Origin of the sequence: Kordia antarctica, from assembly GCF_009901525.1 — a bacterium.
Lineage (GTDB): Bacteria > Bacteroidota > Bacteroidia > Flavobacteriales > Flavobacteriaceae > Kordia > Kordia antarctica.
The window spans coordinates 3077672-3094142 of the sequence record NZ_CP019288.1 but is presented as its reverse complement, the minus strand read 5'-3'; the positions used below and the strand labels follow the sequence as shown (position 1 = coordinate 3094142).

Genomic DNA, 16471 nt, shown 5'->3' with positions numbered 1-16471 from the left:
ATTATTTCTGATAATCAGGACAACCATAACATCTTTTGGCTTCCGAATCAAATTGATATGTTAATGAAAGTTCATACACGCCACCAGTACGTCCAATTTGAGACGTATTAAAATCATACGAAATTCCAAATCTGAAGTTGGTGTATTGCATACCTGTAAATGCGTTCACAGACGTTAATACATGACTGTTTCCACTATTTTTAGAAGGATTTGTCACTAAGGTCGCTCCTAAAAAGAATCGTCCAACAGAAAGTGAAGTTCCTAAATCGAATCTATTAAAACGGCCTTGACTCATATAATTTCCTGTAACTAGCAATCGTGTTTCAAAAGGTAAGAAACGTACATCGATAAAATCGGTTACCAAAAATTCATATCCAGCACTAATAGAAAAAAATGTTTCTAACGGAGCATTTCCATTCGCAGCTAATGCAATATTTGGCCTATTTAAGTGCTTTGCAGAAATTCCAATCCACGCTTTTTCGGTATTAAACAAAAGTCCCGCAGAAATATCCCAAAAATTGACGTTTTCTTCTAACAATAACAAATCAATTGATGAAGTATTAATAAACCCAGTCTGAATATTAATTTGATCTTCCAGCACCAATCCTTGAAAGCCAAAGTTTTTCCGTCCGCGACCAACTTCTAAGCCTGGTCTAAAATACCAATCTTCACCTAACTGAATTTGATACGCATAATTGATATTAAATTGTGAAAACGAATAACTGCTTTGATTTTCGCGCTGACTTAAAAAGCTAACACCAAGACCACTATTTGCTTCTGGAAACCAAGTGCTTAGAAAAGCATAATTTGTATCAATTCTGAAGCCTAATGCAGGCCATTGCGTTCTGTGAACAATTCCGACATGTGTTGTTTCCATAAATCCTGCAAATCCAGGGTTTAAGGTTTGTGGCACCAAAAAGTATTGTGAAAATATTGGATCTTGTGCTTGCATTCTAGGCACAAAGCATAAACCAATAATAAAGATGCATAATTTTAATTTCATAGTGCGATTATAATATTAACGTAAGTGGTCCTTTTTCTTGAATAATAGACCCAAAAAATGTTTTAGCTGTAAATGTGTAATAGTAATTTCCGTTTTCTGCAAATTCTCCTTTAATTTTTCCGTCCCAACCTTGAATATCATCGCCAGTTTCAGAATAAATTAAACTTCCCCAAGTGTTATAAACGTTTAATTCCATGTTGTCTAAACCAATAAAAACAGGTCTAAAAAAATCATTCAATCCATCTTCATTTGGTGTAAAACCTGTTGGCATAATCAATTTATATCCTTTTTCAATAGCCAAACTAATAACTCTAGTATACACGCAACCTTCTGGAAAAGTTACGGTTTGTATTACTGTATAAACTCCAGGATTTGCATAGGAATGTATCGGATTTTCTTCATTAGAAAAATTTCCATCACCAAAATCCCATGAAACATTCAGATAATCGCCCGTGGTTGTATTGGTAAATTGAATTGGATCTATTTGTGAATAAATCCCGAAAGTTTGAAACGCGCTCGAAGTAGTACTAAAATCAGCATCGCTAAACTCAGGAATATCAACTTCAAACGTATAACTGTTTACACAACCAAGTGCGTCCGTAGCTTCTAAAATAACCAAACCGTTTTGTGTAGTTGTCATGACTTCATCGTTGACTCCAGAAACAGTTCCGCTAGACCAGTTTAAATCATATGGCGGAACGCCACCAGAAACTTGTGCTGTAAATTTTTGACTTGCTAAAAACGCATTACAATTAACAACGGTTTCTGTTTCAACATCAACAATAATCGGCGAAGGTCTTATAACATCATAACTTTCCGAAGCTTCACAACCATTTGCGTCAATAACAGTTACTACGTAAGTTCCAGGCGGAATAGCATCTAAATCTTCTGTAATTGCTCCATTAGACCAACTTATAGTAAAAGGTGCTGTTCCTCCTGTAATTAATAAATTAATTCCTCCAGAATTTGGATCGTCACAATCAAGTGCATTGGTAATATTTGCTGCTAACGTCAATTCAGAAGGTTCTAAAATTGTAAACGTTTCCGTGATGGTACACGGAGTTGCATCTACAATATTGATGGTATAAGTTCCTGGCCCAAGATTATTTCGTTCTACACCAGCATTTGGATCGTCTGTCCAAGCAAAATCTATCGGATTTTGTCCGCCTTGAAAGTTTAGCATGATGCTTCCATCATTCGCGCCAAAGCAAGAAATTTGTTCAACCACAGGATTAATCGTGAATATAGGCGGTTGCGCAATGGTAACTGTCACAGAAGCTGTACAATTATTTGAGTCGGTTATGGTAATAGTATAATTGCCAGCAGATAAATTTGTTTGACTCATTCCTGCGCCAAAATTGCTCCATTCAATGGTGTAAGAACCAGATCCGCCAGAAATATTAGTAATCGTAATAGAAGCATTATCGTCGCCAAAACATAAAATTTCAGTCGATTCAAAAGTAATGACAATTTCATCAGGTTGCGTTAAAATAACACTAAGTGTATCGTCACAACCATTCGCATCTGTTACGGTAAGATTGTACGTTCCGCCTTCTAAACTTGTTAAATTTTGATCTGTACTTGTAAAACTGTTTGGTCCTGTCCAAGCATAATTATATTCAAACACGCCAGGCGATGTTTCTGTTGGTGTTCCTCCTGAAGAAGCAACTTCTATTGCTCCTGAAGTTTCTCCAAAACAGGCAACATTTGTTTGACTCACTAAAGAAACCATCAATTCATTTGGTTCCGAAATTACAAACGATTGTGTAATTGGTCCACAATTATTGTCATCTGTGACTGTAAGTTCGTACGTTGCTGCTGTTAAGTTTGAAATATCTTCATCGGTAGAAAAAGGAGCTGCATTTCTTGTCCAACTATAACTATAATTTGGCGTTCCACCAGAAACTGTAATGGCTAATTCACCATCATTTTGACCAAAACAACTAATAGAATTTTCAGTATCAATAGTCAATAATAGTTCTAAAGGCTCTGTAATTGTATAGATTTCTGAAAAAGGGCAACCGCCTTCATCTTGAACCGTTAATGTATAATCGCCAGGCACAAGATTTGAAATAGAAGCAGCACTCGAAGTAAATCCCATTGGTCCTGTCCAGGAAATAATATAAGGTGTTCCTGTTGTAAATGGTACGCCGCCAGTAATGTTTGTTGTAATTGCACCAGTATTCGCACCAAAACATTCAATATTTGTAATTGTTACGTTTGCCGAAATAGCTGGATTTACGGTAACTTCTACTGTAAACGGAATTCCATTACAAATTCCAGCAGTTGGTGTTACGATATACGTTACAATGGCTGGCATTGTGGTTGTATTTGTTAAAACCTGACTGATATTGTTTTGCGGTGTTGTTTCGGCGCTTGCTCCTGTAATACTTCCCGCAGGCGAAATAGTTGGCGCAGTCCATGTATATGTTGTATTAGTTGGAACGATATCTCCATTCGTAGTATCTGGCGTACTAGTAAAGCTGTTTCCGCTACAAATAGTTAGTGTAAAATCACTAATACTTGGTGTTTCATTTACAATAATTTCAGCAGTATTTGAAATAATTTCAAGGCATCCGCCAGAAGAAAATGTGATGATGCAATAATAATAAGTCGTTCCAACCGAAGTTACACTTGGTGTATACGTATCAGTTGTTGCGCTTGCAATTATAGTTCCGGAAGTAGTATCGTCAACAGTATTAGAATACCATTGATAGGTTGGTGTTCCAACGCCGTTTGTATAACTTACAGTTAAATTAGTTACAGTTTCGCCAAAACACAATTCTTGCGATTGCGGTTGCGAATTGATAAGCGGCGCAGGATTTACGTTCACTTCTGAAGTATCACTTATTGCTGAACAATTTGGGTTTGCAGGTTGTGAAACGACACAATAATAATACAAGGTTCCTACAGTATTTGTTGGTGGAATATAGGAAGCGTTGGTTGCTCCTGCAATTGAAGTTCCGCCCGTAGTGCTATTTGTTGTATTGCTAAACCATTGGTATGAAAATGCTCCTAAACCTCCAGAAGCTTGCACTTCCAATGGTTGTGGTGTACTATTTTGACAAAGCGTTTGCGTAGTTATTGGTTGTACATCTACTACTGGAGATTCAACAACTATAATTTCTGCAACAGCACTTACAACATCACTACAACCACTTCCTGCAAACGATAATTCTACATAATAATAAAAATTTCCTAGTGTTGTAAATATTGGTGGTGTATAATCAGCATTTGTTGCTCCTGCAATTGAAGTTCCGCCTGTGTTACTATTTGTTGTATTGCTAAACCACTGGTACGAAACGGTTCCTGTTCCGTCAGTAAAAGCTACGGATAGCGGACTTACAATCGTACTATTTATACATAAACTTTGTGTTGGAGTTGGTTGCGAAGTAATAGTTGCATTTGGCGTTACGGTAACTTCGGCAACTTGCGAATTTATCACAGAACAACCGCCTGAAGCAAATGTGATTTCACAATAATAATATACAGTTCCTACGGTATCGGTTGGCGGAACATAATCAGCATTTGTTGCTCCTGCGATTGGAGTTCCACCAATATTACTATTTGTTGTATTACTAAACCATTGATATTGTGGCGAACCGCCAGAAGCAGCAACGCTTAGCGTATTTGGTGTTCCGTTTAGACACACCGTACTCGATTGTGGTTGTGTTGTAATTTCTGGCGCAGGATTTACCGTAATGGTAAATGATACAGGCGTTCCATCACATGTTCCAATAGATGGCGTTACCGTATATGTTACTGTACCAGATGAAGTATTTGTTGTTGAAATAACTTGCGCAGGAATTGTGTTAGATGTTCCCGAAGGTGTAAAACCGCTAATCCCTGCGGTTGCGTTTGCTGTCCATGAAAATGTTGTACTTGCTGCGGTTGCTGTTAAGTTGATAGCTGTTGTAGCTGTTCCTGAGCAAATATCTTGTGTTAAATCTGTATTTGTAATCACAGGTACTTCCTGAATAGTAAATGTTTCGGAGACAACTGCTGAATCACCACAATCATTGGTAACTTGAAGCGAAATGGTATAAGTTCCGGGCATTCCGTAATCAATAGTTCCTGGCGATTCCATATTTGATGAAGCTGGTGTTGCTCCCGGAAATAACCAACTATAGGTTACAGAACTCGTATCATCTGTACAATTGTTTATGGTTGCTGTTGGTGTAACAGACGTTGAGTTACAAACATCAGCAATCGGGTTTATACTTACTGTTGGTGGTTGTTTTACAATTACTTGTTGCGAATTGGTCACACTTCCACAAAAATTTGAACCTGTAAGTTGAATAGTATATGTTCCAGGCGTTACAAAATTAAATGAAGGGCTTGTTGAGGTTGCTGAAGTTCCATTGGTAAAACTCCATTGTTCAGGCGTTGTACCGCAAAAATCTGAAGCATACGTAACTTGCCATTGATATGTTGGTGGTTCACAACTGGTAGATTCATCCGTTGTATTTGTGGTTGTAATATCTAAAGGCGTACAACCTGAAGTTGCACTTAAATTAAATTGCGGAACCAAAGGTTCTTCTACACAAATAGTTTGCGAAAGTACGTCTGTGCCACATCTGTTTCCAACTGTTTGCGTGATTGTATACGTTCCTGCTTGTGTGAAATTTACACATAAAATATCTGAACCAGAAAGCCATAATGCAGGATCTGTAGAACCGAAATCATCTCCTAAACTTCCACTGCTTACGGTGAATGTATTTGGTGAAATCTCCCAAACAACATTTGGATTCGTTGTGCAATTATTGTCACTTCCATTGGTTGAATTTCCTGTGGATAAATCTTCAAAACATACCAGCGTATTAGTACAAGATGGTTCAGTAGGATATGTAAAATCTGCTTCGGGTTCGGATGAAACATAAATCGGCACAACTCCAACAGAAGAAGAACTACAAGGATTAGATGCTACAATATTTGCCGAAAACGAATTTGCATATGTATTACTTCCATCAGAACTTGTCGTATTACAAGATGACATTGTAAACATGTGTGTAATACTTGATGGCGGCGGATGATTATAAATTTGTGGCGCCGAACCGTCATTAAATGTAATTGTATACGTAGTTCCTGACGGATTATTAGCTGTTCCTGTAATTGGAAATGTGAGCGCATCCGTATTACAAATATCTGTGTTCCCAGGGTTTCCCAAAGAAACCGCAGGATTCGATCCTACAAAAACAGTATACGCTAGTATCGTGTCACAACCATTATTTCCTTGTATTGTATAGGTTAATGTATAAATCCCAACAGCATAATCATGCATTGTTGATGTCCAAGTTGCCGCTGTAAAATCAGGACTACCATCTCCCCAATTTATAGTATAATTCGTATTTAATGTCGACGCAGTAGAAGATGTATTGGTAAACGTAAATGTTGATGCCATATTATCACACACTCTAAATAAAGGCTCACCGCCAACAGCGCCTGTTCCTCCTAAGTTTGCATTAGGACTTTCTGTTATAGTAATTGTAACATTTCCTGATACTGCATTATCAGTTGCTGTTGCATCTTGTACAGATGTCAAGGTATACGTAAAAGTTCCGTTAGAATTGGTAGAAACTGGCAACATAGCTGTGTTTCCTGTAGAGGTAACGGTTTGTGGAGTTCCTGCATTCACAGTATATGTAAATGTATATGGAGCTGTTCCTGCCGAACCTGTAAATGTGATTACAGGTGAAGTTCCAAATTGACAAACAGTTGCATTTCCGCTAATAGTTGCATTTGGCATAACCGATGAGTAAGCGCTTTCTGAAACAAGCATTGAAGCACTATCTAGCTGTAGCGAAAAACAAACTAAAATTAATGCGAGTATGTGTTTTTTGAACATATGAATAACTATCTGATGTTTAATAAATTGTGTTTTCTTAAAGAGTAAAAGTATTAAAATTTTAACATATTATAAGTACTTAATATCTTTTTATAATGTGAGAAATAAGTTAATTAAATAATAATTTCGATTATAATTGCTAAATAATGAAATTGAATTCAGCTCACCTTATGGGTTTCCACAATTGAGAATGTTTTTTTGACTTTAATTTTACTCTGCTAAATTACACTACAATAAAATTTAGGACAACCGCATAATTAATGATATTTTTCTACAAGTTTCTAAGGATATAAACAACTCAATCTCGTTTTACGACACTTCAACAGAAAGTGATATTATTTTTAAAGGAATCGTTTCATATTTGAATCATCAATCAAAAAAAACGAACTTTTAAAAACAAGAATTATGACACCTTCAGAAGTTTTCTCAATCGTTGGTATGCTTGCGATGCCAATGTGGATTTTACTCATTTTTCTTCCCAAATGGAAAGTCACACGATTCTTTATCGATTACAAAATAATTCCAATAACATTGTCATTTATATATGCGATTTATATCATTAAAGCCTTACTAATTGGTGGTATGATGGACTTTGGAAGCCTAAAATCGGTAATGGCATTATTTACAGAAGAAAACGCAGTCTTGGCAGGTTGGGTTCATTATCTCGCGTTCGATTTATTAGTCGGAATGTGGATCATCAATCAAAATAAAGAATTAAAAATTCATCCAATTATCATTGCACCTTGCCTTTTTGGAACATTCATGTTAGGTCCTGTTGGATTTTTACTTTTTATGATCATGAGAACTATCAAACTTAAAAAAGCACAATCATGAAATATATAAAAGAAGTATTTCGTACGGTAAAAAAGAAAAGTCCAATTCTGTTTACAATCGTACTAATTCATCTACTTGGCGCACTAGTTTGTATTGGCGGATTATTCGTTGATGATAGAACATTATTCGGTATAAACGTTTGGATAAAACCTTTAAAATTTTGTATTTCAGGTGCAATTTACATTATGACGGTTGGTTTTTTGATGACAAAATATCCGTATTCAATAAAAAAGAAAAATATCTTAAATAACATTGTTTCTTGGACACTTATGTTCGAAATAGGAATCATTTTTTATCAAGCGGCGCGCGGTGTACGATCGCATTACAATCAAGAATCGTTATTTGACGGATTGCTTTTTGCTACAATGGGAATTTTAATCGGAATCAATGTTTTAATCATGATTTTATTAGCTTTTGATTCCGTTCGATTAAAGCTAAAAACAACAAAATCAATTCAAGTTGCCATCTTTCTAGGTTGGATTGTTATCATTGTCGGAAGTTGGATTGGCGGACAAATGATTAGTCAAATGTCACACAATGTTGGAATTGCAGACGGCGGCGAAGGTTTGCCACTCGTAAATTGGAGTACAGTTGCGGGCGATTTACGAATTGCACACTTCTTCGGATTGCATGGCATTCAAATAATTCCGTTATTCGCATTAGTACTTTCTAAAAAGTGGAAGACTTCAACTAAAAATCAAGTCATTGCAGTTGTCATTTTCGGATTGTTATATGCTGCAGGAATTGCATATCTATTTTATCAAGCAAAACTTGGAATGCCGTTGATTGGATAGTTAGAAAATTAGATTTTTAGACCGCTTACTCCGGCTTCGCTCAGCACAAGCCGCTTTTAGAGTCAAGAATATAAACTTTGCGCTGACGATTTTTGAATAACTTTGATCAAACAGTAATGATTAATAATAGTGCATAACGGTTTCTTTTTCCGCAGTTTAGCAATCATTTTTCGTTAAGAATTTTTGAAGCCTTGGAAAAAATTTAGAAAAATGAATGCGGTTTTAGCTTTCCGAAGAGAAAGTTAAAAACACCTCTGGAAAAACGCACTTTCTTTTGTTTCTTTTCTTTGTGCGAGCAAAGAGAAAGAAAATAAAAAATGATTGTTTAACTAAAAGTAATTAAATTACAAAGAATGTTTATCAACAAAGAGAAACGCTTAAAATACATGGGATTTGATGATACTTGGTTTGTCATCATCGGTGTTATCATTCTTAGTTTTATTACGGATTATCTCTTTAACAATTCGTTTGCAAAGCATGAATTAAAATGGGCAGTTATCAATTGGAGCATTTCCTTGGTGTTTTCCATCTGTAATTGGCTTATTATGCGTGTCAACATCATATACATGCGAAAAAAGTTTCCTGCGTTTAAAGACAATCCAAAGCGAATTTTTTTACTTTTTCTAACAATTGTAATCACTGTTATTTCAGTTGATACTTTAGGCGGAATCATTGTTGGGAAGCTTTTTAATCAAACCTATTACTTTAATGAACGATATGATATACTGCTACCAATTATTATCATAAGTACAATGGTGATGGCAATGTATGAAGCAATTTATTATTATGTGAGATTGCAAAGATCCATTCGAGAAGAAGAACAAGCAAAACGAGTGGTAGTTTTGGCACAATTAGATGCGTTACGAAATCAGGCGCAACCGCATTTTTTCTTTAATAGTTTAAATACACTTCGTGATATTATTGATCAAAATTCGAAAGAAGATGCAAAACAATTTGTAGATAAATTATCAGATGTATATCGGTTTATTTTAGATGCTGGAAATGCAAATTTAATTCCCTTACGGAATGAAGTAAAGTTTGCGCGCGCTTACATTCACATTCAATCAGAACGTTTTGGCGATAACTTGAAGCTGAATTGGAAGTTGCCTGAAACCGCTTTAGATAGTATGATTGTTCCGATGAGTTTACAATTATTACTAGAAAATGCCATCAAACACAATGTAGTTTCTCGATCAAAACCATTAACAATTACAGTTGCTATTAAAGATGATTACTTAGTTGTTAATAATAAAATTCAGTTGAAATCAACGCAATTACCATCCACAAAAGTGGGCTTAAAAAACATTGAAAAACGACACGCGTTAATCTCTGATAAATTACCAAAAATAGAAAACGACGGAAACGAATTTACAGTTTCAATTCCGTTATTACAACCGTCGGATATACTAACGTAGTAAATATGAATTTTACATGAAGATTAAAATAAAAGCAATGCGTAATGGTTTTTTCCGCAGTGTAGCATTCATTTTTCGTTAAGAATTTTTGAAGCCTTGGAAAAAATTTAGAAAAATGTATGCGGTTTTAGTTTTTCAGAGAAAAAACTAAAAATACCTCTGGAAAAACGCACTTTCTTTTGTTTCTTTTCTTTGTGCGAGCAAAGAGAAAGAAAATAATAAACTAATAATAATGTTTTTAACTAATAATTCTCTTTGTAGAACTCAAATCGAACTAATATAAACTATGAAAATATTAATCATTGAAGATGAACCGCGCGCCGCAAACCAATTGCAAAACATGCTTGCAACTTGTGGTTTTTCGTATGAATTAGTAGCTGTTATTGATTCGATTGAAGATGCTGTCAGTTGGTTTCAAACGAACAAAATGCCCGATTTGGTATTTATGGACATTCAATTAGCAGATGGTTTAAGCTTTGAAATTTTCCAGAAAGTTGAGGTCGAAGCGCCAATCATTTTCACAACCGCTTTTGATCAATATGCAATTCAGGCTTTCAAAGTAAACAGCGTTGATTATTTACTAAAACCAATTCAAGAAGCTGATTTGGAAGTTGCGTTGCAAAAATTTGAGAAATCCAATCAAAAATCAACGGTTGAACCTGCAATTTTAAAACAACTCTTGGCAAGTATTCAAACACAAACTGAAACTAAAAATACGAGCAACCGAAGTGGTTTATTAGTAAAAGAAGGCAACGGATTTGTGCAAATTAAAACTTCCGATTTATTATATGTCTATTCTGAAGAAAGCATTACGTTTGGCGTGACGACTTCAAAAAGATATATTATTGATGAAACTATTGATCAATTATTCAATTCATTACATCAAGAAGAATTTTACAAAATAAATCGTGGGCAAATTGTCGCAAAACGTGCTATTGAAAAAATACATCCGTATTTTAATCATCGTGTAAAACTGTCTGTTTCGCAAGGACGCGATCAGGAATTCATCGTCAGCAGACAAAAAACGAGTGATTTTAAATCTTGGATGAATCGTTGATTTTAAACATGTTACGTTGATTCGAATTACTATACAATTTATATCTTTTTTCGTTTTCTTTGTTTGCCCAAAGAAAAGAAACAAAAGAAATGGCACTTTTCTGACAGGTATTTTTAGTTTTCTCTATGGAAAACTAAAACCGAAAAGCTTTCACTAAATTTTCTCCAAGGCTTCGAAAATTTTTAACGTGAAAATTTTTCTATACTTCAGAAAAGAGTGTAAACGAAATAACAATGAGCAATAATATATTCTTTTAGTTTTCTCTTTTAATTTTTAATATTCTAGTTTTACATCATAAAAGAAATGATATTTATAAATAGATGCCCAAAAAACTAAAAATTATACTCATCAATATTTCCTTTCTTCTGATTGGAATACTTTTGATTGAACTTATTTTTGGCGGTTGGTTCAACAATAGCAATCAATTGAGCAATTTGGGAATCATCAGAGATGCAAAATTTCAATTTGACGTAAGTCATTTATACGATACCAAAAATCCGACAATAACGTATTCAAGAGACAAATTTGGATTGCGTGGAATTTCTTCTTTCAATCAGCCAGAAAAAATAAATATCCTCACCGTTGGCGGAAGCACAACCGATCAACGCTACATTGACGATTCCAAAACGTGGCAAGAAGTCTTGGAAAAAGCATACAAAACTAACAATGAAGAAGTCTATATTTCCAATGCTGGCGTAGACGGACAATCTACATATGGACATTTGAAAAGTTTTGAACTTTGGTTTTCTAAAATTGAAAAATTGCAACCTGAAATTATCATTTTTTATGTCGGAATCAATGATTTTTATAGAATAAGTAGTGATTCGGAATACGATAATATTCAACAATTAGAAAATCGCGGACTTAAAAGTCACATCAAAGACAAATCGGTTATATACAATGTGTATCGAAAACTCAAAGGAATTCAAAAAGCAAAAAAACACGAAGTTGGACATCATAAAATAGATTTTTCAACTATAAACTACACAAAAGAATCAGTTATAGACGAAAAACTAATCGATTTATATAGCATAAAAAATTTAGAAGCTTTCAAATCACGACTCAATAAATTAATTGCCTACTCAGAAAAAATGGGCGCAATTCCTATTTTTATCACGCAACCAGCATTTACATACAAAATCCGAAATGGCGAAGTCTTTGGAATAGAAGAAGTGAAATATCTTGAAGAAAAATACGCGTATAATGGCGTTGGTTATTACAAATTACTCAACAAATTGAACGAAGTAATTAGAGAAGTTTCAGAGCCAGTATTAGTCATCGATATCACAAATGATGAAGACTGGAAAGCAGAAGATTTTTACGATTATTACCACATGTCGGAAGTTGGCGCTGAAAAATTGGGAAACAAAATCTACGAAAAACTTCATCAAATTGAATTTGTCAAATAAGATCAAATACGTTTAAAAATAGAAGTCTAAGAAAATATAGATACTTTTACCAAAACTAAAAATGTGAAGTGGTTCAAACAAAAATGGAATAGTGCTATCGGAATATTATTTCTGATAACGTTTGTCATTGTACTTCGCAATCCTATTGAGTACTTTCCCGATTCTGCGGGATATTTGGATATGCACATTATTCGTACGCCTGGATATCCACTATTTTTACAATTCATGAAGCTTCTATTTGGAACTGGATTTGATACAGCAACTGTCGTATTTCAAGCAATTTTTGGGTGTTTTAGTATTTATTTTTTCATTCATAAATTACGATCAAGCCAACTTATAAATGACTTTTTTAGTGTTTGTTTTGCATTTGTATTACTACTTCCGTTTGTTTCTGGCGGAAAAATTGCCAACAACATACTTTCGGAAGCAATCTCTTACGGATTATACTTACTAATTACAGGATATTACATTTCGTTTTTCATCTCAAAAAACAAAAAAGAACTTTTATACGCGCTTCCGTTACTAGCGTTATTGCTCATTACCAGGTATCAATTTGTGTATTTAATTCCATTGGCGTTATTGATGATTTTCTGGGTAAGTTTCAAAAAAAGAGAATTCAAACAATACACACTTTTAATCGTATTATTTCTATCACTTCCGTTGATTACTTCTTTGGTAGATAAAACCTATCATAAAATAGTTCACAATCATTTTGTCAGTACGCCGTGGACAGGAATGAGCATCATTACGCCTGCATTATTTGTCGCTGATGCGGAAGATGTGAAACTTTTTGATACTGCTATTGAAAATGAATTTTTCTCAGCGACATATTCTGAACTGCTTGAAAAAAACATGAATATTAATAATTTGAAATTGACTTCAAGTGAAACTCCAACGTTGTATTATATTCATAACTACGCCAACATTCAGATGGGACCGATTTTTAAAAACGGAAATGCTGTTTTGAATGATTCACTCTCCAAATCTGAAAAATTTATCGCATTAAATACACTAATTTCAAATGTTTCCAAGCCATTGATTTGGGATAATTTCTCAAAATGGAAGCGAATTTTTATCAGAAACATGATTTTTGGTTTTGGAGGAATAAAGTATTTGATGTTATACGTTTTCATAGCATTTTTTAGTTTCTTCGCATTGCTAAAACGCGCTCAAAAAGAATACAAAGTATTGCTGCTAATTTCACTCTTTTTAATTGGAAACATCATATTAGTTTCCATTGGAATGCATGCCGTTGTACGTTTCACATTTTACAATGATTGGGTACTATTTCTCACTATTTTTATTTTACTAAATTCGCTTAACAAAAAACTGTATGAATCTTGAATTATCAATAGTGATGCCGTGTCTAAATGAAGCTGAGACACTCGAAATATGTATCAAAAAAGCACAATCTTTTTTTGAAAAACATAACGTACACGGAGAAGTTGTAATTGCAGATAATGGAAGTACAGATGGTTCGCAAGCAATTGCAGAAAGACTAAATGCGCGTGTTGTTCCTGTTCCCGAAAAAGGATATGGAAATGCACTAAAAGGCGGAATTAAAGCTGCAAATGGAACATACATTATTATGGGCGATGCGGATGATAGTTATGACTTTTCATCGTTGGAATTATTCATTGAAAAACTCCGAGAAGGCAACGATTTAGTCATAGGAAATCGCTTTAAAGGCGGTGTAAAAAAGGGTGCGATGCCGTTTCTACATAAATATCTTGGTAATCCTGTGTTATCTTTCATTGGACGCTTATTTTTCAACATAAAAATTGGTGATTTTCATTGCGGTTTGCGTGGTTTCTCTAAAGAGGCTTTCGCTAAGATGAATCTCAACACAACGGGAATGGAATTTGCTTCCGAAATGATTGTAAAATCGAAACTCAACGGACTTTCCATTGTGGAAGTTCCTACCATATTACATCCTGATGGACGTACGCGTCCGCCACATTTAAACACGTGGCGCGATGGTTGGCGACACTTACGTTTTCTATTATTATACAGTCCAAGATGGTTATTTTTATATCCTGCATTTTTACTCATTATCGTAGGATTGATACTTTCTACAATACTAATTATAAAACCAATAACTTTCGGCGGAATTGTTTTTGACGTACATACATTATTATACACGGCAAGTTCGGTAGTTGTCGGATTTCAATTTTTAGCTTTCTATGCACTGACCAAAATTTTTGCTGTCGAAAATGGATTGTTGCCCAAAAGTGATCGGTACAACAAATTATTCAAATACTTCAATTTGGAAAAAGGTTTGCTAGTTGGTTTTCTAGCGTTAGCCGTTGGAATTTATTTAAGTGTTCACGGATTATTCGCTTGGAAAGCTACAAGTTTTAGCGATTTAAAACCTGCAGAAACACTTCGAATTATTGTTCCTGCGGTTTTTACGATTATGTTAGGACTTCAAATTATACTGTTTAGTTTCTTTTTTAGTATTTTGGGTTTGAAGCAGAAAGTGAATTAAATGATTGAAGATTCAAAAATTTAAAGATTAAAACAGATGTATAAACGTTCAAAATTTATAGCTTTATTGTTACTATTTTGTTTGTTGAATAGTTGCGGAAAATTAGCGGAAAGTCAAGAAACAGATCATTTTCATGCACAAAAATTAACTTCTGAAAATTATATAAATGTACGATTTATACAATCTGGGACAACGTATCCTATACGAATGAATTGTATTGTTTCTGATATTGAAGAATCTAAAAATGAAATCTTTTTCAAGAAAATTACAGACGGCAAGTTTATACAACAATTCGTAAATACATATCAAGCATTTGAGTTAAGTACTGAAAATCATTCAACAGATTTCAGAATCACCGCATTTGTTCATCAAAAAGATAAAAAGACAGATACTTTATGTTTTGGAGAAGACTACGGAACGTATGTGAATGGAATTAAAATGGACGATAATACGCCACTATTACCTGCTTTGAAACAAAGGATTCATTACAAAACTACATTCAGGACGAAAGAAGAAATTTTGAATGAGGATTAAAATATTCTTGAATTCATTTTCAAATAAAGATTTACTAAATGTACTTTGGTGTTGATTCTTTTTCCGCAGTATAGTAGGTGTTTTTCGTTAAAAATTTTCGAAGCCTTGGAGAAAATTTAGAAAAACACATGCGGTTTTGACATTTTCTGTCAAAAATACCTCTGGAAAAAGCGCATTTTCTTTTGTTTCTGTTTTCTTTGTGCGAGCAAAGAAAATGAAAATAAGAAGCCAATAGTTGACTCTTAATTAATCATTCTATTGTGAAATAATAATTCATTAGTTAAAAAAGATTATTTTACATTCAAAATCTACACGATGAATTCTGTTGCAACAAAAGAATATTGGTCACAACGGTATAAAGACGAAAGTACAGGTTGGGACATTGGTTTGCCATCAACTCCGATAAAAGAATATATAGATCAATTATCTGATAAGAATCTTAAGATTTTAATTCCAGGTGCGGGAAATGCTTACGAAGCCGAATACCTTTTTCAACAAGGATTTACAAATGTTTTTATTTTAGATATTTCTGAAATTCCTCTGAAAGAATTTCAACAACGAAATCCTAAATTCCCTGCTGAAAATTTACTTTGCGACGATTTCTTCAAACACAACGAAACCTACGATTTAATCATTGAACAAACCTTTTTCTGTTCGTTTCCGCCTTTGCCAGCAACTAGAAAACAGTATGCAAAACACATGTCAGCGTTGCTTCATGCGAACGGAAAATTAGTCGGATTGTGGTTTGATTTTCCCTTAACTGGCGATTTAGAAAAACGCCCATTTGGTGGAAGCAAAGATGAATATCTAAGTTATTTTGAACCTTTTTTCAACATAAAAACATTTCAAAAAGCACACAATTCCATTTCTCCACGAGCTGGAAATGAATTGTTTGGAATTTTTGTGAAATCATAAATAATATGTCAGAGTTTCTCCTTTTTCTGAAGTATAGAAAGAGTTTTGCGTTAAAATTGTTCTAGTTTTGAAGAAATGTTAATTCATGTACTCCATTGCAGAAAATAGAGCTTAGTGAACTAAAATTCAGCAAAAGTTTTCGGTTTTAGTTTTCGGTTGAGAAAACTAAAAATACCT

At 34.2% G+C, this 16471-nt stretch carries 11 protein-coding genes; 9 read left to right on the top strand and 2 right to left on the bottom strand.

The features are described from left to right. Position 1 precedes the first annotated feature (1 nt). Together IMCC3317_RS12825 and IMCC3317_RS12820 are read right to left on the bottom strand one after the other, a co-directional pair. A complete protein-coding gene (locus IMCC3317_RS12825) occupies positions 2 to 1003 on the bottom strand; it encodes a PorP/SprF family type IX secretion system membrane protein (protein WP_160129898.1) in 1002 nt (333 codons plus the stop codon). 7 nt (positions 1004 to 1010) lie between these two features. Then, on the bottom strand, positions 1011 to 6782 hold the full coding sequence (locus IMCC3317_RS12820; RefSeq protein ID WP_160129897.1) for a PKD domain-containing protein: 5772 nt from the start codon (positions 6780 to 6782) through the stop codon (positions 1011 to 1013). Positions 6783 to 7253: 471 nt separating this feature from the next. Between IMCC3317_RS12820 and IMCC3317_RS12815 the strand changes: the two genes are divergently transcribed. The 9 genes from IMCC3317_RS12815 to IMCC3317_RS12775 all read left to right on the top strand — a co-directional run bounded on the left by IMCC3317_RS12815 (position 7254) and on the right by IMCC3317_RS12775 (position 16294). Beyond that, positions 7254 to 7682 carry an ABA4-like family protein gene (locus tag IMCC3317_RS12815; protein WP_160129896.1) on the top strand — a complete coding sequence of 143 codons (429 nt, stop codon included), beginning with the start codon at positions 7254 to 7256 and terminating at the stop codon, positions 7680 to 7682. Beyond that, positions 7679 to 8476 (top strand): hypothetical protein, encoded by a 798-nt coding sequence (locus IMCC3317_RS12810; RefSeq protein WP_160129895.1) that lies wholly within the window; start codon positions 7679 to 7681, stop codon positions 8474 to 8476. The genes IMCC3317_RS12815 and IMCC3317_RS12810 overlap by 4 nt, the downstream gene beginning before the upstream one ends. Positions 8477 to 8829: 353 nt before the next feature. Further along, positions 8830 to 9891, top strand: a complete 1062-nt coding sequence (locus IMCC3317_RS12805) for a sensor histidine kinase (protein WP_160129894.1) — start codon at positions 8830 to 8832, stop codon at positions 9889 to 9891. A 286-nt stretch (positions 9892 to 10177) separates the two neighbouring features. Next, a complete protein-coding gene (locus tag IMCC3317_RS12800; RefSeq protein ID WP_160129893.1) occupies positions 10178 to 10948 on the top strand; it encodes a LytR/AlgR family response regulator transcription factor in 771 nt (256 codons plus the stop codon). A gap of 320 nt (positions 10949 to 11268) precedes the next feature. Continuing rightward, positions 11269 to 12357 (top strand): SGNH/GDSL hydrolase family protein, encoded by a 1089-nt coding sequence (locus IMCC3317_RS12795; protein ID WP_160129892.1) that lies wholly within the window; start codon positions 11269 to 11271, stop codon positions 12355 to 12357. 63 nt (positions 12358 to 12420) lie between these two features. Continuing rightward, positions 12421 to 13701, top strand: a complete 1281-nt coding sequence (locus tag IMCC3317_RS12790; RefSeq protein WP_160129891.1) for a hypothetical protein — start codon at positions 12421 to 12423, stop codon at positions 13699 to 13701. After that, on the top strand, positions 13691 to 14845 hold the full coding sequence (locus tag IMCC3317_RS12785) for a glycosyltransferase family 2 protein (protein ID WP_160129890.1): 1155 nt from the start codon (positions 13691 to 13693) through the stop codon (positions 14843 to 14845). The genes IMCC3317_RS12790 and IMCC3317_RS12785 overlap by 11 nt, the downstream gene beginning before the upstream one ends. A 36-nt stretch (positions 14846 to 14881) precedes the next feature. Then, a complete protein-coding gene (locus IMCC3317_RS12780; protein WP_160129889.1) occupies positions 14882 to 15379 on the top strand; it encodes a hypothetical protein in 498 nt (165 codons plus the stop codon). A gap of 315 nt (positions 15380 to 15694) precedes the next feature. Beyond that, entirely contained in the window at positions 15695 to 16294 is a 600-nt protein-coding gene (locus IMCC3317_RS12775; RefSeq protein WP_160129888.1) for a methyltransferase domain-containing protein, read from the top strand. The last annotated feature ends 177 nt before the right edge of the window (positions 16295 to 16471 follow it).

Bases quoted from the DNA above. Each gene is read 5' to 3' on its own strand.
- IMCC3317_RS12825 (WP_160129898.1), bottom strand. From the start codon at position 1,003: ATGAAATTAAAATTATGCATCTTTATTATTGGTTTATGCTTTGTGCCT.
- IMCC3317_RS12820 (WP_160129897.1), bottom strand. From the start codon at position 6,782: ATGCTTGTTTCAGAAAGCGCTTACTCATCGGTTATGCCAAATGCAACT.
- IMCC3317_RS12815 (WP_160129896.1), top strand. From the start codon at position 7,254: ATGACACCTTCAGAAGTTTTCTCAATCGTTGGTATGCTTGCGATGCCA.
- IMCC3317_RS12810 (WP_160129895.1), top strand. From the start codon at position 7,679: ATGAAATATATAAAAGAAGTATTTCGTACGGTAAAAAAGAAAAGTCCA.
- IMCC3317_RS12805 (WP_160129894.1), top strand. From the start codon at position 8,830: ATGTTTATCAACAAAGAGAAACGCTTAAAATACATGGGATTTGATGAT.
- IMCC3317_RS12800 (WP_160129893.1), top strand. From the start codon at position 10,178: ATGAAAATATTAATCATTGAAGATGAACCGCGCGCCGCAAACCAATTG.
- IMCC3317_RS12795 (WP_160129892.1), top strand. From the start codon at position 11,269: ATGCCCAAAAAACTAAAAATTATACTCATCAATATTTCCTTTCTTCTG.
- IMCC3317_RS12785 (WP_160129890.1), top strand. From the start codon at position 13,691: ATGAATCTTGAATTATCAATAGTGATGCCGTGTCTAAATGAAGCTGAG.
- IMCC3317_RS12780 (WP_160129889.1), top strand. From the start codon at position 14,882: ATGTATAAACGTTCAAAATTTATAGCTTTATTGTTACTATTTTGTTTG.
- IMCC3317_RS12775 (WP_160129888.1), top strand. From the start codon at position 15,695: ATGAATTCTGTTGCAACAAAAGAATATTGGTCACAACGGTATAAAGAC.